Raw genomic sequence first — 26243 nt, forward strand, 5'->3', positions numbered from 1 at the left:
AATAAAATTCTTTCTGATTTTTCATTTCTATCTACATTTTTAAGAAGGAATTTTTAAAACTTAGTCGAATATATTAGGAGTGGACTCACTCATAACCATCGAGGAGGTACAGTCATGGAAGTATTAAAAGTTTCAGCAAAATCCAACCCGAATTCTGTAGCAGGCGCACTCGCTGGTGTTTTGCGTGAACGCGGTCAAGCGGAAATGCAAGCTATTGGAGCGGGTGCACTTAATCAAGCAGTAAAAGCTGTTGCGATTGCACGAGGATTTGTGGCGCCTAGTGGGATTGATCTCATATGCGTTCCAGCATTTACAGACATCGTAATCGATGGAGAAGAGCGTACGGCGATCAAACTAATTGTAGAACCTCGCTAAAACTCAGATTTTGTATATAACTTGTGGTAAAGACCTGTTTATTATCAAAATAGACAGGTTTTATTTTTTATGGAGTCACATTTGTATAGGAGGAGTTAGTACATATGTGGATTATAGACGGACATTGTGATGTGCTATTAAAATTATGGAATTCTCCGGATGAACATGATTTCTATGAGGAAAATTCGACGTTAGATGTTTCATATCATGGTTTATGCTCTGCGAATGGCTTCATACAAAACTTTGCTGTTTTTGTCCCACCTCGAATTCCAGTAGGGCAACGGTTTTTAGCGGCTGCTCAGCAAATAGATATTTTTTATCAAAAGGTGCTTCAGGATCAATCGAAGATGGTTTTGATTACAAACCGGGAAGAATTGGATCGTTTACGAGTAGTTCGTGAAATAGATGACCATGCTCAGATGGGGGCAATCTTATCTCTAGAAGGTGCAGACGCGCTTCAAGGGGAGATTGCCTATTTGCGATTATTTCATCGTCTAGGGGTGCGTTCCATGGGTCTTACGTGGAACTATGCAAATGAAGTAGCAGATGGGGTTCAAGAGGTACGCAATGGAGGGATTACTCGATTTGGACACCAAGTTTTGGAAGAGATGAAAAAACTAAAAATGATTTGCGATGTATCCCATCTCTCCATTCGAAGTTTTTGGGATGTGATGGAGTACACTGACTTAGCAGTGATGGCGAGTCACTCCAATACACGCGCCTTATGTCCGCATGTCCGAAACTTAGAGGATGATCAAATTCGAGCATTGATTCAGAAGGAAGGTATGATTGGTGTGACGTTTGTCCCATATTTTGTTCATCAACCCTCAAACGAGTCAAATATAAGCCATGTCATACGGCATATTGAACATATTTGTGAACTGGGAGGGGCGGATCATATCATGTTTGGTTCTGATTTTGATGGAATTGAGGAAAAAGTAACCGGTTTAGAAACGGCAAAACAGTACACTCAATTCATCCACATGCTATTGCAATATTATCCATCTGATTTAGTAGAAAAATGGGCATGGAAAAGAAGTTATGTATTCTATAGTAAAGCGTTTTCATAACATATTGTATAAATATACGTATATATGAATTAATTTTAGCAGGTTATTGGTACAATGAAACAGAATGTGAACAATTTTGGAAGGGAAACGGTTGCTTTTTCAGGTGGGCAGGTCTAGAATGATAAATGAAAATGCGTTAGACGACTCACCACAAAAATGGACTGTATCTTTTCGTTTGTGAAGAGCCGATCTAGAAATCTAACATATACAATATATTGTAATCGTTTTGTTTGGGAGTTTAAAGGAGATGAGTTCATGATTAAGCAGCTTTCGTGGAAAGTGGGCGGACAGCAAGGTGAAGGGATTGACAGTGCCGGTGAGATTCTTTCGACTGCATTAAACCGACAAGGTTATCATCTATATGCGTATCGCCACTTTTCTTCTCGGATTAAAGGTGGACATTCGAATACTAAGCTTCGTATGAGTACCGATCCAATCGGTTCGATCGCCGATGACCTCGATATTTTGGTTGCATTTGACCAAGAAACGATCGATCTTAATGCACATGAGTTAATCAAAAACGGCGTCATCTTGGCAGATGAAAAGTTTGATCCTACATTGCCTGAAGGTATCACAGCTCACTTATTAGCGGTACCATTCACGAAAATCGCTGAAGAAGTTGGCATGGCTCAGATGAAAAATATGGTGGCGGTAGGTGCTTCGACAGCTCTACTCGGACTGCCACTTGCTGCGTTCCGTGAGGTAATCGAAGGACGCTTCTTGAAAAAAGGACAAAAAGTCGTTGATAAGAACATGGAAGCGATTGAACGTGGCCGTGACTATGTGAAAGAACTTACAATTGATGACCTTCCTGATTTTGAATTAGCAGTCTCTGACGGTCAAAAGCGTCTTTACATGATCGGTAACGATGCGATTGCATTTGGAGCTGTTGCGGCTGGTGCTCGTTTGATGGCTGCATACCCAATTACTCCATCATCTGAAATTATGGAATATCTGATTCGGAAACTTCCTGAGTTTGGTGGAACGGTTGTTCAAACAGAAGATGAATTAGCAGCGATTACCATGACCATCGGTGCGAACTATGGTGGTGTGCGTGCGCTAACAGCTTCTGCTGGTCCAGGACTTTCTTTGATGACAGAAGCAATCGGACTTGCTGGTATGACAGAAACCCCGTGTGTGATCGTGGATACTCAACGTGGTGGTCCAAGTACGGGTCTACCAACTAAGCAAGAACAATCCGATGTGCTTTCTATGCTTTATAGCACTCACGGAGAGATCCCTAAAATCGTAATCGCTCCAAGCTCTGCTGAAGAGTGTTTCTACGATACGATTGAAGCATTCAACATGGCTGAGAAGTATCAATGTCCCGTTATTATCCTAACTGATCTAGCGGTATCGCTTGGAAAGCAAACAGTTGATCCGCTATCCTATGATCGAGTTCAAATCGACCGCGGAAAACTACTTCCGTTTGATGCAGATCTTCCGCAATTGGGTGACTCAGAATTGTTCCCACGCTACGAGCTTACGGAAGATGGCATTTCTCGTCGTACGCTTCCAGGTACCAAAAATGGTATTCATCACGTTACAGGTGTTGAGCACAGTGAGACAGGTCGTCCTTCTGAAAGTGCTGAAAACCGGATTAACATGATGGATAAACGTTTAGGGAAGCTTAGCCAAGATATTGGCTATACCAATCCTGTAGCGGTTGATGCACCTCATGAAGAAGCAGATCTTCTGGTAATTGGCTTTAACTCAACCAAAGGTACCATCGCTGAGGCGAGAGAACGTCTTGAACTAGATGGTTTAAAAGTGAACCAAGCACATGTGCGTCAGCTAATGCCTTTCCCAACTGATTTATTGGCAGAGCAAATGAAGAATGCGAAAAAGGTTCTCGTCGTTGAGAACAATGCAACAGGTCAATTGACCTCCTTAATTAAGATGAATGTAGGAATGGCTGAGAAAATCGAATTCTATGGTAAGTATGATGGAAATCCATTTTACCCAGCTGAAATTACAAACGCATGTAAGGAGCTGTTAGTTCATGGCAACATTTAAAGATTTCCGCAACAAAGTGAAGCCCAACTGGTGTCCAGGTTGCGGGGACTTCTCAGTACTCGCAGCTATGCAACGCGCGTTTGCTAATGTAGGTTTGGAGCCAGAAGAGGTAGCAATCGTTTCCGGAATCGGTTGTTCGGGTCGAATCTCTGGTTATGTAAATGCATATGGCTTACACGGAGTACACGGTCGTGCATTACCCATTGCCCAAGGGCTAAAATTAGCAAACCGTGACTTAACAGTCGTAGCATCCGGTGGAGATGGTGATGGTTTTGCTATTGGTATGGGTCATACGGTACATGCGATTCGTCGTAATGTGGACGTTACCTATGTCGTAATGGATAACCAAATCTATGGTTTGACAAAAGGACAAACTTCTCCACGTAGTGCACAAGGATTCCAGACCAAGAGTACGCCTCAAGGATCGATTGAACAAGCGATTTCTCCATTGGAGTTGGCACTATCTTTAAATGCTGGCTTTGTAGCACAATCATTCTCCAGTGATTTGAAACAACTTACTCACGTGATTGAAGAAGGATTGAAGCATAAAGGCTTTAGCTTAATCAACGTGTATAGCCCTTGTGTAACATATAACAAGATTAATACCTACGAATGGTTTAAGCAGAATATCGTAAACCTAGATACTCTAGAGGGATACGATAATGCGAACCGAGCACAAGCTATGCAAACATTGATGGAGCACGATGGTTTGGTAACCGGTATTCTTTATCAAAACAAAGAGCGTCCACCATATGAAGCGATGATTAAAGGCTTTAAAGAAGAAGGTTTGGCAAAACAAGATCTCAATATTTCAGAAGAGCAATTTGACCGTCTTATGGCTGAATTCGCGTAAAAGATCTTATGTCCTTATTTTTCTTCATCATATAGACAAAAAAGGATCTCGAAAAAAGCTCGAGGTCCTTTTTTGTGGATATTTGCCAAAAATCGGGATAAATCATATTTATATATTATCAGACTAGTTTGCTGAACAAACCAAAATGAAAGATATACATGAAAAAGAGCAACCAGCCGCATAACAAAAAAGGATTCTTTCCTCTTATGCTACTTAGAGAGGAGAGAATCCTTTTTTGTTATGACTAGAACTATTCGTCCTTATTTGTTGTTGCTGTAGCCATGACCGCTTCATTTTGTTTTTTAAAGCGAGCTTCTACAAAATTACCTTTACCGACACTAATCGCCGCAACTAGCCCGACGATCGAGAAGATGACTGCGAGATAAAAGCCGTTATTAATAGCAAGTTCGAGAGCATCACGTAGAAACTGTTGAATTTGCGGAGGGACTTGCCCACCAGAGTGCATAAGAATTTCTGGATTTGCTAATTGATCCACTTTATCTGCTGGGATGCCTAATTTGGTTGCACCATCTTGTATTTTATGTTGAAGTTGATTATTGACGATCGTTGCCATGATGGAAGCTCCTAATACACCACCAATATTGCGCCAGAAACCGATAATCGAACTAGTGATACCTAGATAACGAGGCTCTACATTGGCCGCAATAGCATTTTGAGCAGTACTCATCAATGGTCCGAGTGCAAAGGCACCTAATATGATCATCAGAATCGTTACAGTGGTCCAAGATGCAGTATGGGACAGCATAGTTAACGCAATACTAATTCCGATAGCAGATACCATCGAGATCGTCGATAAAGTACGGAACGATACCTTACTTTGCAGGATACCTGCTACACTAGCTCCCACCATCAAGGAAAACATCATAGGAGTGAGTAGGCTGTTGGAGTTTGTTTTTCCGAGTACAGCCACTGCAAAGATAGGTAGATAGGTAATCGCGGCAAATAGAATAGCACCTTGGCACAGACACATGAGACTGGTTCCACGTACTACTTTGTTTTTAAATAGGTGTAGTGGCAAGATCGGTTCGGAAGCCCTCTTCTCGGTCATGATAAAGGCGATTCCAAATATCACCGAGAGGGCAAATAAACCAATAATCTGCCAAGACCCCCACGCATACTCTTTTCCGCCCCATTCTACTCCCAACATAAATGAAACAGTTGTAATAATAATAAAGACAGTTCCAAAGTAATCAATCTTAGGTCGTACCTGCGAGCGAGATTCTTGCAGGGCAAATAGTAAAATGACAAAAGCTAAGATGCCAACGGGCACGTTTACAAAGAAACACCAACGCCAATCCAAAGAAGAGGAGATCCATGTTCCAAGCTGTGGCCCTGCTACGGAAGATAGTCCGAAGATCCCGGCAAATACACCAGTGAGCTTGGATGCTTCTTTCGGATCAGAGAACAACGAAAAGATAATGGTAAAGCTAATGGGCATGAGGGACCCAGCACCAATCCCTTGAAGGACACGTGACCAAATTAATTGATCAATGTTTTGAGAGAACCCACATAGGATAGATCCAGTGAGAAACAGCCCAATCCCAATTAAGTATAGTAATTTTCGGCCAAAGATATCAGACATTTTGCCGAAAACTAACATGGTACTGGTAGAAGCGAGCACATAGGCGGTAAACACCCAGCTTACTCGGTCAAATCCGCCAATATCCTCGATGACGGCATTAATTGCAGCAGAGGTGATCGTATTATCTAGCGATGCCATTAAAATACCAAGTGCCATGGCTAGAAGGACCAGTTTATTTGTCCTTTTCAAGGTAATTCCTCCAACGTATTTGTTTTGGTATATAGGAAACTACTATTCATCTTTCGAATAACGAAATTCATTATATCAAGTGGGTCCTGACTGGGTCAATCAATGAGTTTTGTCCGTTCTAAAAGGACATGTTGCTACTACCTTTATGGTCTCAAATCATTTATAATGATTCATGATCTTATATATAACCGAACTAGGAAAAGGAAAGGAGTGTCCGTCATGGAGGGAACTATGCGCGCTCTTGTTAAACATCACCGAGGTGAAGGGGCACAATTACGTGAAGTACCGATCCCAACCATTGGGCCAGATGAAGCATTAATTGAAGTAAAATCTTCCAGTATCTGTGGAACAGATGTCCATATTTATACATGGGATGAATGGGCACAGAGCCGGATTAAACCACCTTATGTCTTTGGTCATGAATTGGGTGGAGTTGTAGTAGCAGTTGGTGAAAACGTTTCCAATTTACAAGTAGGGGATCATGTTTCCGCTGAAACCCATATCGTATGTGGACACTGTGCGGCTTGTCGCCGAAACGATTACCATGTGTGTCTTAACACTCAAATTATCGGGGTAGATAGAGATGGATGCTTTACTAAATATGTTGCCCTTCCGGCATCTAATTTATGGGTGAATGATCCAAGCCTTCCATTTGAAATTGCTTCACTAATGGAACCGATGGGAAATGCTGTTCATACGGTCTTATCAGGAGAGATAGCTGGGCGTAGTGTTGCTGTAGTAGGATGCGGTCCAATTGGCATTATGGCGGCGGCGGTTGCAAAAGCTGCTGGTGCTTCTAAAGTAATTGCGTTAGATGTAAATGAATATCGTTTGAATCTTGCTGAACAGATGGGTGCTACCCATATTATTCGCTCTCATAAAGAAGATCCAGTAAAAGCCATCCAAGCCATAACGCGAGGCGAGGGTGTCGAAGTAGCTTTGGAGATGTCTGGACATCCGATCGCGATGAAACAGGCATTTGAGATGCTAACTCAAGGAGGGAGAATCTCCATCCTCAGTTTACCGACTCGTCCGATTGAATTAGATATAACCAATGACATCGTTTTTAAAGGAATCACAGTAAAAGGGATCACAGGACGACGCATGTATGAGACATGGCAACAAACTGCTTCTTTCTTAGAGTCAGGAGCTGTAGACTTGAAGCCACTTATTACACACCGCCTATCTTTAGATGATTTTGAAGAAGGATTTGAACTAATGAAAAGTGGACGTAGTGGTAAAGTTGTTTTTTCTCTATAATGAAATAGATAAAACGATAACAGAAGAGGTGTAAGCATGAACCCATTTGCACATCTGGAAGAGGAAATTCAAAGCTGGAAAGATGCAGGCTTGTATCGTCCGCTTACGGAAATCGAATCAGAGCAAGGAGCTCGGGTTGTGATTCGTGGAAAAGAAGTCATTCAGCTTTCATCGAATAACTATCTAGGTCTAACGACCCATCCTCGTTTGCGTAAGGCTGCGATTGAGGCAGTTGAAAAATTTGGTGCTGGTACAGGCTCTGTTCGTACCATCGCAGGTACATTTTCACTTCATGAGGAATTCGAACGTAAATTAGCTGAATTCAAACATACAGAGGCATCACTGGTATTCCAATCTGGATTTACCGCCAATGTTGGGGTTGTGGCAACGATTTTATCTGCTGAAGATGTAGTGATTAGTGACGAGCTAAACCATGCCAGCATTATCGATGGCATTCGGCTCACGAAAGCAGGACGCCGAATCTATAAGCATGTGGATATGGAAGATTTGGAGAAAGCACTGCAAGAAACACAATCTGCACGGATGCGCTTGATTGTAACAGATGGCGTATTTAGCATGGATGGCAACATTGCTCCGCTTCCACAAATTGTGGAACTTGCAGAGAAATATAATGCCATTGTCATGGTAGATGATGCTCATGCGAGTGGTGTCTTGGGTCGCAATGGTCGTGGTACAGTGGATCATTTTGATCTAAATGGCCGTGTGCATATTCAAATCGGTACCTTATCCAAGGCAATTGGTGTCTTGGGCGGTTATGTAGCAGGGCCTAAAGTATTACGTGAATATTTGATTCAACGTGCTCGCCCGTTCTTATTTAGTACTTCGCATCCACCAGCAGTAACAGCCGCTTGTTTGGAAGCAGTCAACGTTTTGCTCGAAGAACCTGAAATTATGGAACGCCTTTGGGATAATGCACGCTTCTTTAAAGAGGGTCTTTCTCAATTAGGCTTTAATACAGGTCATAGTGAAACCCCAGTTACTCCAGTGATTATCGGTGATGATACCCTCACGATGAAGTTTTCGGATGCCTTATTTGAAGAAGGTGTATACGCTCAAGGAATCGCTTTCCCGACTGTCCAAAAAGGGAAAGCGCGTGTACGGACGATTGTAACAGCTAGTCAAACCAAAGAAGATCTTCAAAAAGCACTGGATGCCTTTGAAAAGGTAGGAAAAGAGTTAGGTGTTATTTCCTAAGAAAATAGTAATATAAACAAGAAAGCAGTAGATTCTGTATCCTGATAAGGATTGGATATCTACTGCTTTTTATACTTGACCTAGTTTTCATTGTCTGAACTTTGATGGCTAGTTTTTTGTTTTTCTACTGTACCAAAAGGATGTTCTGGGGGAGCATAGATACTGTATAGTTTAAGTGATTTATTCCCTGTGTTAGTAATATTGTGCCAAGTACCAGCAGGTACCATGATAGCGTAATCTTCATAGGCTTCTATTTCGAAATCCAATTTATCCTTTCGGTTCCCCATTTGAACCAACGCTTCTCCGTCTTCAATTCGTAAGAACTGATCAACGTCAGGATGCACTTCCAAACCTATGTCATCTCCAACGTCGATACTCATCAACACAACCTGCAAATGATTGCCTGTCCATAATACAGTACGGAAGTTCTCATTTTTTTCTGTCGCATTATCTATGTTTATAACAAAGGGCCTTTTTCCATAGTCTTTTAAATCCATAACTCTCTCTTTAATTAGCGATAAAGCATGAAAAAGATTGGCTTGATCTGCTTCATTTTGACAAGCTTTCAGGAACAATTCTTGACATGGTAGGTATAGAGTGGATGCATAACTATTTCGATATTCTTCGTAATCCTTCATTGCGATTTCAACAGCTCTTTTGACCCCGCCTTGGTATGTGAGAAAGGATATTCTCTTTGCTTCATAAACAGGATGTCTACCTGTAAGATCGATATACAACTGAGTAAATTCTCTCCATAGTTCTCTTTCTTTTTTTGCTGCCTGTAAGATTTTATTTTGTTGCTTTTGATCTGGTGCTGCTTTGGCTAGATTTTGGTAAAAGTGGATGGCAGCAGCTGATCTTTTAATTCCTCTAAGGATATTCTGAACCATTTGCTTCTCTATATGGCTTGCCATCTGGATGTTTAGATATGGATACATGTTGGATATATAGTCCAATCTGTTCATCTCCTTCATTTGCCTATTATATGATATATACATATGAAGAGGTGGAAAAAAGTTACCAAATTTTAGTTCAATCTAGGTGAAAGCGACATCAAAACGACAAAAAATGCCTATGTCTTATTTTTAAAACATAACCAACCCATAAAGGGGGATACTATCCAAATACCTTACAAGTGATATATGTTTAAAGGAGTTAAATCCGTTGGAAATAGTACCCCCTCAGTTGGAAAAAACAGGTCATAGTAAGTTGACAAAGAGACATCTCTTAAAACGTGTTTTGGTCATTTTACTGGGAGCTATGTTAGCTGCCGTCGGATTAGAAATTTTTTTGCTCCCCAATCAGGTAATTGATGGGGGGATTGTTGGCATTTCTATGATTCTCTCTTATTTAACAGGTCTGAAGTTGGGCATTCTTTTATTTATATTGAATCTCCCCTTCTTTTTCTTAGGGTACAAGCAGATTGGAAAGACGTTTGCATTTTCCACTATGTTTGGTGTAGCAGTTATGTCGATCGGCACTTATTCCCTTCACTCGCTCCCTCCTCTCACACATGATCCGCTATTGGCATCTATTTTTGGTGGGATCATCGTAGGGATTGGAGTTGGGCTTGTCATTCGATATGGCGGATCTCTTGATGGAACTGAGATTCTCGCGATCCTTTTTAATAAGAGGACTCCCTTCTCTGTGGGGCAAATTGTTTTGTTTTTTAACTTGTTTATTTTGGGAAGTGCTGGCTTTTTGTTCGGTTGGGAGCGTGCTATGTATTCTTTTATAGCTTATTTCATCGTATTTAAGCTCCTCGACGTTGTAATCGAGGGGTTTGATGAAACCAAGCTCGTTTGGATTATGAGTGAGGAACCGGAAAAACTAGGGAATTGCATCTTGAAACACCTTGGCAGAGGGGTTACTTATTTAAGCGGGGAAGGTGGATACACAGGAGAATATAAAAAGGTACTCTTTTGTGTGGTGACGCGCCTCGAAGAAGTCAAGCTAAAGGAAATTGTAGAAAATATAGATCCACAAGCTTTTTTGGCCGTTGGCAATATTCATGAGGTAAGGGGAGGACACTTTAAGAAGAAGGTTGTTCACTAGCGTCATATCCTCAAATCATTCATCATGAGGCCAGTTTCTAGTTTAGCAGTTTAGTCTTTTGCCCTATGAGGGCTATTAGGATATAGTAGTAAGGGAATATACATATAAACTTATAAACATTTCGTTTCGGATTGTGCACAAGGGGAAATTTACTCATATGAAACAAAATCAAACACAAAACGAGCCAAAAATTCAAAGATGTAAACGCTGTAAGAAACGTGCACGGATGGAAGAAGTGAATCTTTGTCCTATATGTTATGAGAAAAAATGTAAAGAGATGGAAAAGGAATTTGAACAGAGCAAACAATTGTTTCGGAAATGGTATTTAAAACGGGATTGGTTGGTGCTGGATACAGAGTCTACAGGAGGTGGACGGGAGGACGAAATTATTGAGATTGGTATCACAGACGCAACAGGAACGATTTTATTCGAATCACTTGTGAAGCCTTCTCAGCCTATTCCAAAGCGGACTACGGATATCCATGGTATTACAGATGAAATGGTACAAGACGCTCCAGCATGGTCTGAAATTTGGCCGGAAGTAGGTAGCATTATTCAAGGGAAGACTGTTTTAATGTATGCCTCTGATGCAGATATCATGATGATTCGTAGGACTTGTAAAAAGTATCAATTGCCACTGATTAGCTACGATCCGCGGTGTGTGATGAAAATGTATAAGCAGTTACATCGGGATGAGCGCTTTGTTTCTCTAACACGGGCGTTGGGGCAGAAAGAAATTGAATACACTCCAAGTCATCGGGCCACTAGTGATTGTGAGGGATTACGTTTGCTGGTTCTATCAATTGGTGGACAGCTCGTGGAGGAAGAAGCTCAAGTATAGATCTTTGACATAACAAAACTCTTCTTTTTATTATATTAGATTAATAACAAGAAGGGTTTTTCATTATTTTAAAGATAAACTCTCCTGATTTGAAACGTTGTTTCAATTGTATAAAAAAGGGTATATAGTTAAAATATTATTTTGGCATAGTCGTTTTGCATGTTTGAGAAGGGAGTATACATAAGTGGAATTACTCAAACCTTATGAACGCAATTTCATTCGTCAGCAGTTACATCACCTCATTCAAACGGTTTATTTTGTGGGTGATTTTCGGACATTACGAGCGATTGAAGAAGCAGTGGAGATAAAGATCGGAGAAGTGATTCATCGTTTGAATCCTGAGGTTAAGGATTTGTTTCAAAATGTAAGCAGATTTCGCGGGCAGGATGAAGTGAATGATTTCATGAAGCTACTATCTCCCTACGTAGAAAAATTTCCAATGGTTACATCAAGCCAGATTCGAAAACTATTTCCGAAAGTTAAGAAGATGAATATACCCGATTTTGAAAACATGGATGATTTTACTTTCGGATATTTGGGTTGGCGGGATGTAGGAACCCAGTCTCTCTACCTTGTTTACTATGAAGAGGGAGAATTCTATGGCCTTGCTTGTCGATATACGCCCCTTCCCGGAAATAAGAGTAGCTTCTGCTGTTTATGTAACCAAAGTCGAGCGGGAAACCAGATTGGACTGGTAACGACCAAACGAAGCCATGAATTGGTATCGGGAAACTATATGTGTCTCGATAGTCAGGCGTGTAATCAGGATTTAACGGATATGAGTAAGCTACGGGAATTCATGGGAGTATAGCAAGAACCGTATTTATGCTGATATAATGAATACAAAAATCAAAGGATCGAATGAATGAATGAATAAAAACATTGTAGAAATTTATTGGATCACGATTCCTTCCGCTATGCACTCTGATGAATTAAGCCCGTTTACAGCTATTTTAGATCAAAAAGAAGAAGAAAAACTACATTCTTATCTAGTTGATCATAAGAAAAAGGAGTTCCTATTAGGAAGAATATTGTTGAAAGGGTTGTTAGGTCAATATTTGGAGTTAGAATCGGCGGCCAATATAAAGTTTCAAGAAAATGAATATGGGAAGCTATATCTAACCCCAAACTTGCAAGAAAAGAAGCAGATCTATTTTAACTTGACTCATACAGATGGGCTCGTAGCTTGTGCAATAACACGAGTGGGGGAAGTTGGGATTGATGTTGAAAACACAGTCAAAGATCACTTGGAAGTAATGCATCTCGTATTTCAAGAAGAAGAGCAAGCATTTGTTAAAAAGCCAGATGACCTTGAAACTAAGCTTCAGCATTTTTACTGGGTTTGGACGAGAAAAGAGGCAGTTATGAAGGCAGAGGGCAAAGGCTTTTCGATGAGGCCGCTATCTTTTACCGTGCCTCTCGATCACCACAAAGAATTTGATGGTGAGTATCATTTCTATACGTTTCCTCCCAAGAAGGACTGCATGATATCGACTGCATTATGTTCAAGGCAGGAAGCAGAACCAGTTTATCGAGTAAAAGAGATCAAATATGATGACTTATATAAGCTTGAAAAAAACCTAGCGATCACATAGATCACTAGGTTTTTTCGTTTTTATCGGTTGGTAATGGTCTCAGGATAGAGATCATGTTGTGCAAGGCGCTGCTCGGCAATTGTTTCCCAGCGAGTACCAGGCTTTCCGAAGTTTGCATATGGATCAATGCTGACTCCACCGCGCGGTAGAAACTTGCCCCAAACTTCGATGTACTTGGGATCAAGTAGCTTGATCAGATCTTTCATGATGACCACAATACAGTTTTCATGAAAGTCACCATGATTTCGGAAGCTAAAAAGATATAGCTTTAGCGATTTACTTTCCACTAACTTCTGATCAGGTACATAGCTAATGTAGAGTGTTGCAAAGTCAGGTTGGTTGGTAATCGGACACAGACTGGTAAACTCAGGAGTATTAAATTTCACAAAGTAGTCAGTGTCAGGATGCCGATTATCGAATGACTCCAGTACATCCGGGTTATATTCGAAGTGATAGTTTGTTTTTTGCCCGAGTAATTGTAAATCTAGATCATGTTGAGCCATTATATTGTCCTCATCTCAGTGCGTTAATTAAGCCCGTTCGAAACGAACAAATGCTTCATTGGTTTCTTGTACTTCTACCCAGCGAAGGGTTGGTTGGTTCGATTTTTGCTCACAAAGTTGGTCAATCGCAACGAAAAAGATTTCTGCCACTTTTTCGGTTGATGGCGCAGCTCCACCTACTTTGGGATTAAACTCTGGAAAATCATTTAGTAGATGATGGTCATATTTTTTTTCGATTACATGTTTGACTTGACGAAAATCGATCAGCATCTGACTTTCATCCAGTTCGGTTCCATCTACACAAAAAGTAACTTTGTAGTTATGACCGTGAATTCTTTCACATTTGCCAGCACCAGGCACACTATGTGCGCAAGAGATCCAAAAATGTTTGGTTAAAGTGTATTTACCGTGCATAAGCTCACCTCAAAACCTGCTGTGCATAGGGAATCGGATCCTTAGCATCGTTATCAGCAAAGCCTTTTAAGCGAAGAAGACAGCTATCACAAACCCCACATGCCTCTTCAGAACCTTGATAACAAGAGGTAGTAAGATGATAAGGAACACCCAATTCCAGTCCCCATTTCACGGTTTCCCCTTTGGTCAGATGAATGAGAGGGCTTTCTATGGAGAGGCGATCTTCCGAGTCGGCGGTTACGCCCATTTTAGTAGCTAAATTGATTGTTTCGGACATCGATTGGATAAACTCAGGTCTACAGTCTGGATATCCACTATAGTCTACAGCGCTAACTCCAACGAATATTTTATTAGCGCCGATTACTTCCGCATAGGCAGTAGCCATCGATAAAAAAATGAGATTTCGAGCGGGTACATAAGTGGCTGGAATTTCATCTTCATCAACCCCTGTTGTAGGAACTTGGATGGATGAGTCAGTTAAGGCACTGCCCCCGAGTTGCCCCAGATAAGAGAGATTCACTATTTTATGGCTTTGGCTTACTCCGTAATGAGCAGCGACCCATTTTGCTTGCTCCACTTCACGTTGATGAAGTTGATTGTAGAAGAAGGTAATCGGATATAATTCATACCCCTGTTGCTCGGCAATTCCCATACAAGTGGTACTGTCTAGACCACCGCTTAAAACAACAACTGCTTTTTTTTTCATAAAAGGCCTCCGTGTTATACGCCACGCTGGTTTGGATCCCAGATGACTTTATGAATTTGTAAGTTTAATTTGATGTCAGTGAGTTGATGTTCTAGCATTAATTCAACTAGACGATGTGGAGGCATTGATTCCCATACAGGGCTAAACATCGGGATGCCTTGCTTGATATGTTGCTTCGCGATGATCAGGGCTGAATGGAAATCCACCTCATTCCCAATGACAAACTTGATTTCGTCGTCAGCTTGGAGGAGATCAAAATTAAGAAGATTCATTTTTTCAGACTCGCCACTAGCAGGTAATTTGTAATCCATGACGAATCGAACTTTATGTCCTTGTGGATGGTTTTGCCGCCATTCGTGAAAAGGGATTAGATCGATTGCCCCATTGGTCTCAATGTGTATGTCAACAATATGATCTAGCTCCGCCAGCGCTTGAAGAAGAAATAATGACTTTTGTCCATGCATAAGCGGTTCTCCGCCAGTCAGGCAAATGTGTTTCGCTGGATACTGTTTTACTTGTTCTAGGATTTCTGAAATCGTAGCAAGATATTCGGGTGTACTGGGCGCATAGCTATAGGATGTATCACACCAAGTGCAACGTAAATTGCAGTTGAATACACGAACGAAAACAGTCGGAAAGCCAGCGCGCATTCCTTCTCCTTCAACCGTTTGAAATACTTCTACCATGGGAAGTTTTGTTGATTCATAGACAGCTTGCAAGTTGTCACCTCACTTTGTCCTGTTTTATAGACATTCTACAGAATCATATCATAATTCGACTGTATAATCAGGATTAATTCGGTTTTTGACCTGATAATGCATATTTTCGAACATTACGATAGAAATTAGAAGATAAGAAACCAGATGCTTTTTGAACATGTATTTTACTTAGGAGGATACAATGGAAACGTTTTCAGATTATTTAGCTGCTATTGAGAATCAACAAAATCGGACCCGATTAGAAGAAGTGTTGGCTTGGGTAATGGAAAAATTCCCTAATCTAGTGCCTAAAATTGCGTGGAACCAGCCTATGTTTACCGATCACGGTACATTTATTATCGGTTTTAGTGTGGCTAAACATCATTTTTCGTTTTCACCGGAAAAGGTAGTAATTGATCGTTTCTCAGGCGAAATTATACGTGCTGGCTATGAACATACTAAGCAATTAGTACGAATTCGATGGGATGATCCAATTGATTTCTCCTTAATAGAGAAGATAATCGAGTTTAACATAGTAGATAAGGCAGACTGCTCCACTTTTTGGAGGAAATAGAGTAGGATCAATTGTGAGAAATTTAAAACCCAGCCAACATTTGGCCGGGTTTATTAAGATTCAAAAACAAATAAGGGATTAAGCATACTGCATTCTACTTCAGGTTTGCATGGTTTGAGACGGCCAACTTGTCGTATAGCCTTTTACTAGATACATTCAAGTTTCGGATCTCCACGGTATTCTGATTTTCTCGAAGCTTGATGACTACTTTATCAATGGCACCTACTGCAGAATCATCCCAGACTTGTGAATGGGTGAAGTCGATTACGATTTGTGAATGTTGTACAGTAAGATCAAATGACTTCAAGAAGTTTTCAACAGAAGCAAAAAAGAGTTGTCCTTCAGTCGTATATTGGATATTCGTATCAGATTGCTGCTTCATTACGTTCATCTTAGAGATGTTAGACACAAAAAATATCGCACTTAAAATAACTCCTGCGATAACCCCTTTGGACAAGTCATGTGTATACACTACAATCATGACCGTCACTAACATGACGATTGAATCGCTTTTCGGAGCTTTCTTCAAATAGGAAAAAGAATTCCAGTCAAAAGCTCCAATTGATACCATAATCATCACTCCTACGAGAACAGCCATCGGAATTTGTATCACGATATCACCTAGCACAATAATGAGAAACATTAAGCCTAGACCAGCAACAAGGATCGAAAGTCTACTACGTCCTCCAGATTTCACATTAATCACAGATTGACCAATCATTGCACATCCAGCCATACCACTAAAGAAACCTGTAATGATGTTCGCTATCCCTTGCCCACGAGATTCTCTATTTTTATTACTATCTGTATTTGTCATATCATCTACAATCGATGCAGTTAGTAGTGTTTCTAATAATCCTACAATGGATAGAGCGAGAGAGTAGGGGAAAATGATGGCCAATGTATCTAAGTTGAAAGGAACATCAGGGATAAAAAAGGTAGGCAAAGATTGCTTCATAGAACCCAAATCCCCAATGGTTCGTAAGTCCAAATCACTAAAAATCGAAACGGTTGTGAGGAGAATGATCGCAATAAGTGGTGAGGGAATGGACTTTATAAACTGTGGGATGATATATATGATGAGCAATGTAATCGCAACAAAAAGATAAGTCATGTTAGAAATACCTATAAAGTGAGGAACTTGAGCCATAAAGATTAAGATGGCTAATGCATTGACAAATCCAATCATGACAGCACGTGGAATAAACTTCATCACCTTGGCTACTTTAAAGACCCCAAATAGGATTTGGATAACACCTGTCAAGATAGTTGCTGCTAATAAATAGTTTAGCCCGTATTCTTTGACTAACGGGACCATAAGCAATGCCATCGCTCCCGTTGCCGCTGAAATCATTCCTGGGCGTCCTCCAACAAACGAAATGATAACCGCAATACAAAAGGACGCGTATAATCCAACCATCGGGTCTACGCCAGCTATGATAGAAAAAGCAATCGCTTCTGGAATGAGTGCTAATGCTACTAAGATTCCAGCAAGCGTATCTCCTCTTACATTGGAAAACCATTCCTTCTTTATTTTTTCTACCACCTTCATTACACCATCTCCAAATTTATATTTGTGTCGAATTTTGTGACACAATTAAGACCCCATTACATTACGCATAGACTCTAGATTGTAGAACCAATGGGATTATCGAAATCTTACATTTATGTAAGCTAAATTGTAAGATAAAACAATTTGTGCACAAGATATCACCAGCTAAACGAATCCCATAACGTGATAGCAGTAGCAGAAAAATTAGGCGTTATCGAAATATTTGATAAAAAAGTTTTATTCCTATCCAAGACTACTGCGGAGGCATTGAATAAGAAAGGATTAGTTAATACTGTTAGGCGAGTAGATGGACCTGTAGAATTGAAAATAGAGAAGTTTATTACGTTGCCCGTAGTTCCGACAGGAAAAGGGATTCTCTAGAAAAGATTTGAAGGAAGAGGCTACCGAAAGTGTAGAGTCTGAACAGAAAGCCAAGGCGCAAATTACTCGCCGAATTTCTCACAGTAAAGAAGTTCCATATGTGCCACCAGGTAGAGATGCAACTGTCTCATGGGGAGGACCTGATTTCAGCTTTAAAAATAATTACAACAAGCCAATGGTGATTCGAATTACCATCAGCAGCGGGACGATTCAAATAAATACGTACACGGACCCAGAAGCAGAAAGAGGAAAGAACCCGCCACTACCTCCAGAAAATTTTAGTAAAAGCACGGATAGTGGAGTAGTCAGAGAAAGATAGTTCAGAAAAAGAAATCAAAACTCCTAGCTGAATATTCTGCCCGCAAATTCTCTGCTGTAGAATCCGCATGGCTTCTATATTACTTCGCCTCTTGTTCTGACTCTTTTTTCGGCTGTAAGAGGTGTGTAGGATGATAATCAGGTTTCGTGAATGCTTTCTCCATATAATCTCTAACCTCTTTGCCTGCTACTTTATTAACTGCATCAAAGAAATGAGCAAAAGTAGCATTGGTAAATTTGTTTTGAGCAAAGTACGTCTTCATGATCTGATCAAACTTTTTCTCTCCGACTTTATAATATAAATCAATTAAAGCAATATATCCTTTTTCATACACATATTGGCTATAGTCACTGGTAGAAGGATATTGATCCAATGGACGATTGATGGCTCCGGGCATTTCTTTTATTGCCTGCTTACTATTAGATAGATGTGTTTTAAATCCATACTTCCCTTTCGTATCATATTCATTAAAATACATATCGGCAAAGGTAGTAAAACTCTCATCTAATGCAGGGTCATTATAGGGATTGTTTCCAATCATGCCGTAGAACCATTGATGGGCAAGTTCATGAACCAGGGACATATTTGCCCCTTCGTTTGAATATTCCCCCATTTGGATAATCGTTGGGTATTCCATATCTACACCCCCAACACGAGTCTCCATAATGTCAAATTCCGGGTACGCGTACTGTCCAACTTTTTGATTGAAAAAGGGAATCGCTTTTTCTACATCCTTTAATCCATTCAATGCGATTTCTTTACTCTGAGGATTTCTTTTATCATAGTAGCTACTCACCGTAATACCTGCTATTTTTCGAGTTTCCTTTGTATAGTGAGGGCTCGCGAAGAAAACAAATTCTCTCACATTAGGAGCATCTACTTGAACGATCTTTTCATTCTGCTGGATTGTTTCCGTTTCTGTTCCTGTAGCTGCGACGGTCATTTCTTTTGGAACAGTAAGCTTCATTTTATAATCGGAGAAATCACTGTAATCGGATTCACCATCTGGATGATACGGCTTTTCGTCCCATTTCTGTGCCTTTGGATCATACATCGAGAGAATCGGATACCATTTGGTAAGAGCGTAAAAACCATCTCTGTGGTTCATTCGTTGAAATCCAAAAGGAATCTTAACTGTGAAATCAATTTTTACATCAACGCGTTGATTCGGTTGTATAGGTGTAGATAATTGGATCTTGAGTACTTGTTTATCTTGCGTATACGAGACTTTTTTTCCTTGAATGGTGACACTTTTGATTTCAATATCGCCTAAGAAATCCTTTTCCGTAATATTTGGGTATCGCTTTTTTATTTCTGCAAGCATTTCTGGAGTACTTGGCTTCGCGTGCATATTACTCATGGTTTCTAGTTTGTTGTATGAATCAGGATATAGATGAAAGACTAAATCATTCAGATTTTGGGTGTATTTATTTTTAAATGACACCGTTTCACTTGCTTGAATGCTATGTTGATTCTGATCCAGCTTAGCGTCAATCTGATATTGGGGCTTGTCCATCTGATTTGGTTTTTCCTTTGCATCGGCGGCATGCAACGGGATGGAGGAAAGTGTGATACTTGATAAAATCGAGCCTGCAATCGCTATATTGGTCCATTTTTTCATGTGAGAATCTCTCCTTGTTTTTAACCGAGTATGTATAAATGTAAATAAAGAAAGAACTGTGTACCATGGATTTACCTTAATCAAAACTTACTATTTTGTAAGATGTAGCAGCAGGTTTAGGCTTTAAGAAGGCGCTATAAAAGAAAGCATTTCCTAATAATCAGGAAATGCTTTCTTTGCTAATTTACGCATTCAATATGATGGAAGTAGATGAATGCTATAAGAGTAGGATGTGGATCATCCAGCCCAAGTCAAATTTTCCCGTGATCCAAGTAGCGAAAGATCGTACGAATATACTTTGAGCGAATCCAGATGAAATAGAGAATTTGGATCACTCCAAAGATGGTAATGACCTGAAGGATCTTATAAAATGGAGCCCACTCAACGTTTTCTTTGTTCAAGAAAATGAGAACCATATAAGTATGGACAGAAGCGATAATAAAGGGAACGAAGAAGAAAATGGCTAACTGACGCGTGATCATTCGCTTGATCTCTTTTCTTTTAAGACCGATCTTGGTTAAGTTTCGATACTTTTCCCTTTCCCCTTGAATGTTTGCAAACAAGCGGAAGTAGAGGAAACTAATTGCTGCGATGAAGAAGACTGTACTAATAAAGGAGCCAATGAAGAAGAAGGTTTTATTGTGTATGAGCTCTCTTTGAAAATGATTAGCTGCAGTCATTACTTGCCTAGGTCCTTCGTTAAATCGTTTTGTGATTTGAGTACTAAAGTCCCCCAGTCGAGTCCAGTTTGGAATCTGATACTCTACAAGGATGTATGTTGGATAGATTGATTTTATTTCGCGATAAAGCTCATCACTTACTACATAATAAGTGTGTGCTACATATTTAAAATAGGGTGTGTCATCTGTTCCAATTATGTTTAGTTTTCTTCCTTCTACTTCCATTTCTTTTTTTTGAAATGTAGAAGGTGGGTTTACTCCTAAACCTTCCCAAACCAATTCTAGGGAATCATTTTCTTCAAGAGATATGGGTTTCCTACCTAGAAAGTGAGCCAACTGATTGAAGCTGGAGTTGGATAGGAGTGCTATCGTCACTTCTCCTTCCCCGGGCATCATGGGTAGCGTATTCAAAGCGAGAAGCGGAATCTGGGTTTTTTCATATTCATATCCATTTTTTTCAAGATACGTATCAATATAATTTATATTTTCTTTTAGATTTTGATCTTGAGGATACGATAGATAAGAGATCGGAACCAAAGATTCCTTCAGTATTTGCTCAGCTGTATATAGATAGCTTGTATACAGATTTGCTGTAAAGGCTAAGGAAATCGTGATTAACACTGTAGATATGAATAAGTTTCGGGCGTTATGCTTCGCTTGATGAGCTAGGTTGGAGACCCAGAGCAGGTTTGTCTTATAAAAATAAAAAGGCGAATTCCGTTTTAATAACATAATACCTATCGTACTTATTTGAGAGAAGAGGAGATAGGTAACACCTGTCAGAATAACAAAGACTATTTTGATATCGTAGCCTGAGTACATTAGCCACTCTGTAAACTTACCTTCTTTCAATTCATTCTGGTTCTGGATTGCATACACTAACAACCCATACATAAGTAGAGTAATGGTAATGCCACATATTGCTGATAGAAGAGAAGCCTTTGATTGACGATTTTGTTTTCGACTTTTGGATAATAGGCTGTGGATGTTTTGGGAGCGAACCAAAAATGGAGACAGGATTGATACCAAAATAAATAAGCTGATGAACGCGAAAAAAGTTAACACAATTGGAATAGCAGATAAACTAAATTCTAAACGGAACTGAAATATCATGGATATGACGAAAAAGAAATACTTTGCAAAAAGAAGTCCTAGTAGGATTCCAGAGATGATGGAAATGAAGCCAATCAGGACATTTTCAAAAAACATCAGTTTGATAAACTGCGAATCCGCTATGCCTAGCAGGCGGAGTAGACCAAACTCTCCCCACCGTCTATGGAGAAACGTTCCAAATGAGTACAAAATAAATAGTAACGAACATCCATATTGATAAGGTAAGATCATCGCTAATATTTCGGTTAAGTTCCTTGAACTATCTGATATATCCATATCAGGATGAAAGTAGGCGACTGAAAAGATAAAAAAGACCATAACTGAAATGGTACTTGTCATAAAAAAAACCAAATAGGAGGAGAGATTTCGTTGTACATTGCGCAAGGCAAACTGTTTAAATGTCATATCTGGCTCCTCCTAGTAATGAAAGTACATTTAAAAAACCTCTTGTTGATCGGCACCTTTGTAGATTTTGCATACTTTTCTCAGTTCTAACACAATTATTTTAATCCTTGTCTATGTCTGTCTTATTGTTTCATTTTCTTCTATTTTTACACCATAGACGAGTTGATTCTATCGAACTCCATAACAGATGGATTACACATTTGTAAGCTAATAATGAAGAAGGTTTGAAGGCTATTGCAAAAGCTCGCTTTCGGTCAGAAGATTACGGCCAAAGGAGTTCAGATATGGTGGATGTTGCTGATTTAGCGGATGAATTATCTTCTCTGTACCCTACAGAATCAAAGGAATTAATCAGTTCAGTCAAAAAATCAGTGATTTATAACATCAATAGCTTGGGGAATCCGCGGGCAAATGGATTATCAATCTACTTTCCATCAAAGGATCGTCCGAGCTTTAGATCCAATGCTGTGAAGTACGATGAAAATAACTTCTCCGAATCATACGAACAGTTTATCAAGGGGTATGTGGATCGATTGTTGGGCAAGGAAAAGGGCATCAAATCGGAGAAACTATCTCTAAAAAAATCTATGATGAATCAAGACACTACAGGTTTTGAAGTGAAAGTAAGCCCTGAAGATGCTTCTTCATTGGTAAATGTGAAAGGGATTGTAGGACAATATGAAGCAGGATCTACCAGTAAAATTCGTGTTCTCGGTACAGACCAGAATCATGTGAAGTTGGACGAGAAAACAGGTATCATCAAAGGACAGTGGAATCAAGATTGGCCGATGTTATCTGGACAGATGGTCCCAATGTTCGTCACCAATCAGACAGCTCAGCAAGCGACTTATGTAATACCAGTTAAGGTAAATGGTGAAAAAATGGAGTTAGTCGTCCTCCACAACAAGCAAGCGAATACGTATGACGTTTTAGGTGCATGGGGTGGGGTTGATCCGAAAACAGGTGTGCCTGATCGGAACCTTCGTAAAGTGAAAGAGGGAGATAAGATCATCCCATTATATCCAACCATTGACCAGAAAACCAATCAGCGTGGGATGGTAGACGGTAAAGAGTTTACTGCTGGGAAAGTATTAAGTCTCCAGTGGCAAGCATTACAAAAGGATCAGAACTTCCTCTATGGATTTGAGCTCACCAACTTTGCACAAAATCATTCTATTTCGGATTTTACTGCTGTAAAGTAAGATCATCAAACCTGCCCTCTCTCGATGGGTAGGTTTGTTTTATATAGGGGTAGAGGGAGCGAACATCATCAAGATCTAAATGGAAAGAAATATCCGCAACTTCTTGTTTTCCCTTTTGCAACATGATCAGTTTCGTCTCATTATGAGAGTCATTCTGCTCTTTGAAGTCCGAAAATTCGATTATTTACTTGCCTAGCTGGATCAATTCTAGGGGTAGCGGTAGGGAGCGGCTATTTTGCCGCCACTTCGTAAAATACTGGAAATTAGATCGGATAATGGGACAGCCCCGACACAAGACAAGGTCCAGGAGGGAAGACACTCTTGACTTCCTCTCGCGACTTATACTTATAGATGTACTTAAATTATTTGTCCTTACATAAGAGTAAGACTCCGTTAAGATAAATCTATAGTATGTAAGGTTTTATTCCTGTAAATTGGTGAATGTAGTCATAAACATAAAGAAATTACGATTTTAGAGGAGCCAATCAATATGGGAAAAGCTTACGAAATCTATCTGAAATGATGGACGAGAGGGGCTTATCGATCTCTCATACCACAATCATGAGATGGGTACATGAATACGGACCAGAGTTAGAAAAGCGACTCCGTCGATTTTTAAAGCTTACGAATGGATCATGGAGAGTTGATGAGACCTATTTGAAGGTAGAAGGGGAGTGGGTTTATCTATACCGTTCAGTTGATTCCGCAGGAAACACAGTGAACTTCCTCTTGAGTAGAAAGTGAGATCACAAAGCAGCCAAACGATGCTTTCATAAAGCTTTACTCTCTCCTCACAATCCGATTCCACGTGTTATTGTAATCGATGGAAATAAGGCGAACCCTCCCGCGATTGAGCATTTGAAATAACCGGATCGAACAGGATCACCGATTTATCAAAAGGAAAATGCGGTTCATGATGGGGTTACAATCCTTTCGAACTACCTACTTTCTGATTCAATCTCTAGTCCCTCTGTCTCTGAAGAAGTAAATTTCATACAGAACCTTTTCAATCTGGGAGATTAGGCTTCCTTTCATGGAGGATAACTAGCTGTTTTTTTGTTTTCTTCTGTTTTTCGCACCAGAACCATTTAGAATAATATAAAATTTGCTCAAATAAAGCGAGTTTATCTCATTTTGTACCTTGAGCGAAGCGAAAGGAATGATTATAACAATGAAAAAAAGTATTATTGCATCTCTTAGTTTCATAATGACAGTAACTTGTATGAGCTCTTATAGTCATGCTGAAGTAAAAAATACATCTATACCTCAACAATATACAGGAAAAGGGGTAAAGGTAGCGATAATTGATTCTGGAATTGATCGAGAGCATCCTGATTTAAAGAAAAATTATCTAAAAGGATATGATTTCATAGAGAACGACCACGACCCACAAGATACGAATGGACACGGAACTCATGTAGCCGGGATTGTTAAGAAGACAGCTCCAGATGTCTCACTTTTAGTTTATCGTGTAGGGGATGGGAAAAGTATTCCGAAAGCAATTGATCGGGCAATCGCCGATGGGGCTCAAGTAATCAATATATCAATGGAAGGAGAAGAGGATGCACGTCAAGCAGCTCAAAGAGCAATCAATAAAAGTATTCCTGTCGTTGTTGCGAATGGAAATAGTGGACCTGACTTATGGACAGTAAATTATTTGTCCAGTGCACCTGAGGTGATTAGCGTAGGAAATTTAAAACAACGGGGAATTAGCCAAATTTTACTCAGTGCCCCTGGTATACAACAAGACATTCAGTACAGAGGAATATACTCTCCGGCACCCAAACCAGGGAAATATCCGATTGTGGATTTATCAGCTCTAACTTTAGAGGCTATTCAAAAAGAGGATCTAAAAAATAAAATAGTGATATTGGATAATGTGAATAACATGAATGAAGCTCTATTACAGGAACTTCACAAAAAAGAGGTAGTAGCAATGCTTGTTGCAGATGAAGACGACCGATCAGAGAAGCAAGGTATTCAATCAAACAATAAAAACAAAGCTCCCGCCTTTAAGATCCCTCTATCTATAATTACAAAGAAAGAAATACAAATACTAGAGAAAGCAGCCAAAGAACAAAAAATTATTACTATTTCACATGATAGTGAAGAACGAATATATTTCAGCAGTTCTCATGGTCCTACCGTAGAGTCATAGCAAATTAAGCCGGATATCTCTGCTCCCGGAGTAAATATTGAAAGTACATTTCCACGGAACGTAACCAATACTCCTATAGGCTGGGATATCCAAATTACTAAAAAGGGATACGCTATGATGACAGGAACTAGTATGGCAGCTCCAAATATAACTGGAGCCATAGCATTAATAAAGCAAAAACATCCAGACTGGTCTCCCGCTGAAATCCGCGCAGCCTTAACGAGTACAGCTAGACTGATTGAGGATCGACAGAACCGGATTGTAACCCCCCTAGCGCAAGGATCGGGACTAGTAGATATCGATAAAGCTTTGAAGGCAGAGATACTACCATTAATGAACAATCTGAGCTTTGAGCTCTTAAAGTCTCATACTGGGACCCAAACCATTACACAACACTTAAAGATCAAAAATGTATCCAATCTAACTCAGACTTTCACTACGAAAAATCAATTATTAGAGGGAAAAGCAACAGTTCACATGCCTGATTCTATCACAATACCTGCACATGAGACGGTGGTAGTTCCTGTGAAATTAAAAGTAAACACCTCTCTTGTCATGAATAAACATATTGGCATTATTCAGCTAACAAAAGAGAAGGAACAAATAAACATTCCCTATATCGCATTAGTAAGTTCCAAAGACGGTTGTGTTGCATCCCCCTCAAGTCATCCATGTTGAGCTTCGCTACACCAAAGATGATGGAAATAGGAGGAAGGTCGACTTAACTTGGTGGCTTAGAGCCTATCATCAAGAGTTCTGGTGCGAAAAACAGAAGAAAACAAAAAACAGCTAGTTATCACATTTTTACAAAAATAAGGTAACAAATAATTTTCAAAATACATATT

General features: G+C 39.8%; 23 protein-coding genes and 2 pseudogenes. 16 read left to right on the forward strand and 9 right to left on the reverse strand.

Annotation, left to right across the window (positions count from 1 at the left end; translation table 11 throughout):
- The first annotated feature begins 114 nt into the window (after positions 1-114).
- From J2Z48_RS05425 to J2Z48_RS05440, 4 genes are all read left to right on the forward strand, one after another.
- Positions 115-375 (forward strand): stage V sporulation protein S, encoded by a 261-nt coding sequence (locus J2Z48_RS05425; protein ID WP_072332452.1) that lies wholly within the window; start codon positions 115-117, stop codon positions 373-375.
- Between the two features lie 104 nt (positions 376-479).
- Complete coding sequence (locus J2Z48_RS05430; protein ID WP_307251608.1) at positions 480-1445, forward strand: dipeptidase; 966 nt, start codon at positions 480-482, stop codon at positions 1443-1445.
- Between the two features lie 255 nt (positions 1446-1700).
- On the forward strand, positions 1701-3461 hold the full coding sequence (locus tag J2Z48_RS05435) for a 2-oxoacid:acceptor oxidoreductase subunit alpha (protein ID WP_307251609.1): 1761 nt from the start codon (positions 1701-1703) through the stop codon (positions 3459-3461).
- Positions 3448-4314 carry a 2-oxoacid:ferredoxin oxidoreductase subunit beta gene (locus tag J2Z48_RS05440; protein ID WP_307251610.1) on the forward strand — a complete coding sequence of 289 codons (867 nt, stop codon included), beginning with the start codon at positions 3448-3450 and terminating at the stop codon, positions 4312-4314. The genes J2Z48_RS05435 and J2Z48_RS05440 overlap by 14 nt, the downstream gene beginning before the upstream one ends.
- 250 nt (positions 4315-4564) lie before the next feature.
- Here the strand turns inward: J2Z48_RS05440 and J2Z48_RS05445 are convergent, their stop codons facing one another.
- A complete protein-coding gene (locus J2Z48_RS05445) occupies positions 4565-6106 on the reverse strand; it encodes a DHA2 family efflux MFS transporter permease subunit (RefSeq protein ID WP_307251612.1) in 1542 nt (513 codons plus the stop codon).
- Between the two features lie 219 nt (positions 6107-6325).
- On the opposite strand from J2Z48_RS05445, the gene tdh reads away from it, so the two are divergent.
- The gene (gene tdh / locus J2Z48_RS05450; RefSeq protein ID WP_307251613.1) at positions 6326-7366 is read left to right on the forward strand and encodes an L-threonine 3-dehydrogenase; all 1041 of its coding nucleotides are present in this window, start codon (positions 6326-6328) and stop codon (positions 7364-7366) included.
- A gap of 36 nt (positions 7367-7402) precedes the next feature.
- Positions 7403-8581 carry a glycine C-acetyltransferase gene (locus tag J2Z48_RS05455; RefSeq protein WP_307251615.1) on the forward strand — a complete coding sequence of 393 codons (1179 nt, stop codon included), beginning with the start codon at positions 7403-7405 and terminating at the stop codon, positions 8579-8581.
- 80 nt (positions 8582-8661) lie between these two features.
- Here J2Z48_RS05455 and J2Z48_RS05460 read toward each other — a convergent pair whose 3' ends face one another.
- Positions 8662-9471 carry a cupin domain-containing protein gene (locus J2Z48_RS05460; protein WP_307251617.1) on the reverse strand — a complete coding sequence of 270 codons (810 nt, stop codon included), beginning with the start codon at positions 9469-9471 and terminating at the stop codon, positions 8662-8664.
- Between the two features lie 280 nt (positions 9472-9751).
- Between J2Z48_RS05460 and J2Z48_RS05465 the strand changes: the two genes are divergently transcribed.
- The 4 genes from J2Z48_RS05465 to J2Z48_RS05480 all read left to right on the forward strand — a co-directional run bounded on the left by J2Z48_RS05465 (position 9752) and on the right by J2Z48_RS05480 (position 13072).
- The gene (locus J2Z48_RS05465) at positions 9752-10636 is read left to right on the forward strand and encodes a YitT family protein (RefSeq protein WP_307251798.1); all 885 of its coding nucleotides are present in this window, start codon (positions 9752-9754) and stop codon (positions 10634-10636) included.
- A 157-nt stretch (positions 10637-10793) separates the two neighbouring features.
- On the forward strand, positions 10794-11477 hold the full coding sequence (locus tag J2Z48_RS05470) for a 3'-5' exonuclease (protein ID WP_307251618.1): 684 nt from the start codon (positions 10794-10796) through the stop codon (positions 11475-11477).
- Between the two features lie 184 nt (positions 11478-11661).
- Positions 11662-12288, forward strand: a complete 627-nt coding sequence (locus J2Z48_RS05475; RefSeq protein WP_307251620.1) for a FusB/FusC family EF-G-binding protein — start codon at positions 11662-11664, stop codon at positions 12286-12288.
- 58 nt (positions 12289-12346) lie between these two features.
- Complete coding sequence (locus J2Z48_RS05480) at positions 12347-13072, forward strand: 4'-phosphopantetheinyl transferase family protein (RefSeq protein WP_307251621.1); 726 nt, start codon at positions 12347-12349, stop codon at positions 13070-13072.
- A 20-nt stretch (positions 13073-13092) separates the two neighbouring features.
- On the opposite strand, the gene queF is transcribed toward J2Z48_RS05480, so the two are convergent.
- Genes queF through J2Z48_RS05500 form a run of 4 tightly spaced genes read right to left on the reverse strand, consistent with a single transcriptional unit; the run spans position 13093 to position 15414 of the window.
- On the reverse strand, positions 13093-13575 hold the full coding sequence (gene queF / locus J2Z48_RS05485; protein WP_307251622.1) for a preQ(1) synthase: 483 nt from the start codon (positions 13573-13575) through the stop codon (positions 13093-13095).
- 27 nt (positions 13576-13602) lie between these two features.
- A complete protein-coding gene (locus tag J2Z48_RS05490) occupies positions 13603-13989 on the reverse strand; it encodes a 6-pyruvoyl trahydropterin synthase family protein (RefSeq protein ID WP_307251623.1) in 387 nt (128 codons plus the stop codon).
- A 4-nt stretch (positions 13990-13993) separates the two neighbouring features.
- The gene (gene queC / locus J2Z48_RS05495) at positions 13994-14695 is read right to left on the reverse strand and encodes a 7-cyano-7-deazaguanine synthase QueC (protein WP_307251625.1); all 702 of its coding nucleotides are present in this window, start codon (positions 14693-14695) and stop codon (positions 13994-13996) included.
- Positions 14696-14709: 14 nt separating this feature from the next.
- Positions 14710-15414 (reverse strand): radical SAM protein, encoded by a 705-nt coding sequence (locus J2Z48_RS05500; protein ID WP_307251626.1) that lies wholly within the window; start codon positions 15412-15414, stop codon positions 14710-14712.
- 181 nt (positions 15415-15595) lie between these two features.
- On the opposite strand from J2Z48_RS05500, the gene J2Z48_RS05505 reads away from it, so the two are divergent.
- Positions 15596-15967 (forward strand): iron chaperone, encoded by a 372-nt coding sequence (locus tag J2Z48_RS05505; RefSeq protein WP_307251628.1) that lies wholly within the window; start codon positions 15596-15598, stop codon positions 15965-15967.
- A 94-nt stretch (positions 15968-16061) separates the two neighbouring features.
- Here the strand turns inward: J2Z48_RS05505 and J2Z48_RS05510 are convergent, their stop codons facing one another.
- Positions 16062-17513 (reverse strand): SulP family inorganic anion transporter, encoded by a 1452-nt coding sequence (locus J2Z48_RS05510; RefSeq protein WP_307251799.1) that lies wholly within the window; start codon positions 17511-17513, stop codon positions 16062-16064.
- 150 nt (positions 17514-17663) lie between these two features.
- Here J2Z48_RS05510 and J2Z48_RS05515 point away from each other — a divergent pair, with 150 nt between their 5' ends.
- Positions 17664-17900: a hypothetical protein gene (locus tag J2Z48_RS05515; protein ID WP_307251630.1), complete on the forward strand. Its 237-nt coding sequence runs from the start codon at positions 17664-17666 to the stop codon at positions 17898-17900.
- Positions 17901-17907: 7 nt separating this feature from the next.
- A complete protein-coding gene (locus J2Z48_RS05520) occupies positions 17908-18219 on the forward strand; it encodes a VanW family protein (RefSeq protein WP_370872881.1) in 312 nt (103 codons plus the stop codon).
- A gap of 79 nt (positions 18220-18298) precedes the next feature.
- Here the strand turns inward: J2Z48_RS05520 and J2Z48_RS05525 are convergent, their stop codons facing one another.
- Together J2Z48_RS05525 and J2Z48_RS05530 are read right to left on the reverse strand one after the other, a co-directional pair.
- Entirely contained in the window at positions 18299-19840 is a 1542-nt protein-coding gene (locus J2Z48_RS05525) for a M1 family metallopeptidase (RefSeq protein WP_307251631.1), read from the reverse strand.
- A gap of 251 nt (positions 19841-20091) precedes the next feature.
- Entirely contained in the window at positions 20092-22038 is a 1947-nt protein-coding gene (locus J2Z48_RS05530; RefSeq protein WP_307251632.1) for an ABC transporter permease, read from the reverse strand.
- Between the two features lie 284 nt (positions 22039-22322).
- Here J2Z48_RS05530 and J2Z48_RS05535 point away from each other — a divergent pair, with 284 nt between their 5' ends.
- The 3 genes and pseudogenes from J2Z48_RS05535 (at position 22323) to J2Z48_RS05545 (ending at position 26076) form a co-directional block, all read left to right on the forward strand.
- Positions 22323-23240 (forward strand): hypothetical protein, encoded by a 918-nt coding sequence (locus tag J2Z48_RS05535; protein ID WP_307251634.1) that lies wholly within the window; start codon positions 22323-22325, stop codon positions 23238-23240.
- 486 nt (positions 23241-23726) lie between these two features.
- A pseudogene (locus J2Z48_RS05540) lies at positions 23727-24228 on the forward strand (IS6 family transposase); the annotation flags it as partial.
- Between the two features lie 234 nt (positions 24229-24462).
- Positions 24463-26076 (forward strand): annotated as a pseudogene (locus J2Z48_RS05545) (S8 family peptidase).
- The last annotated feature ends 167 nt before the right edge of the window (positions 26077-26243 follow it).

Origin of the sequence: Croceifilum oryzae (assembly GCF_030814315.1) — a bacterium.
Lineage (GTDB): Bacteria > Bacillota > Bacilli > Thermoactinomycetales > Thermoactinomycetaceae > Baia > Baia oryzae.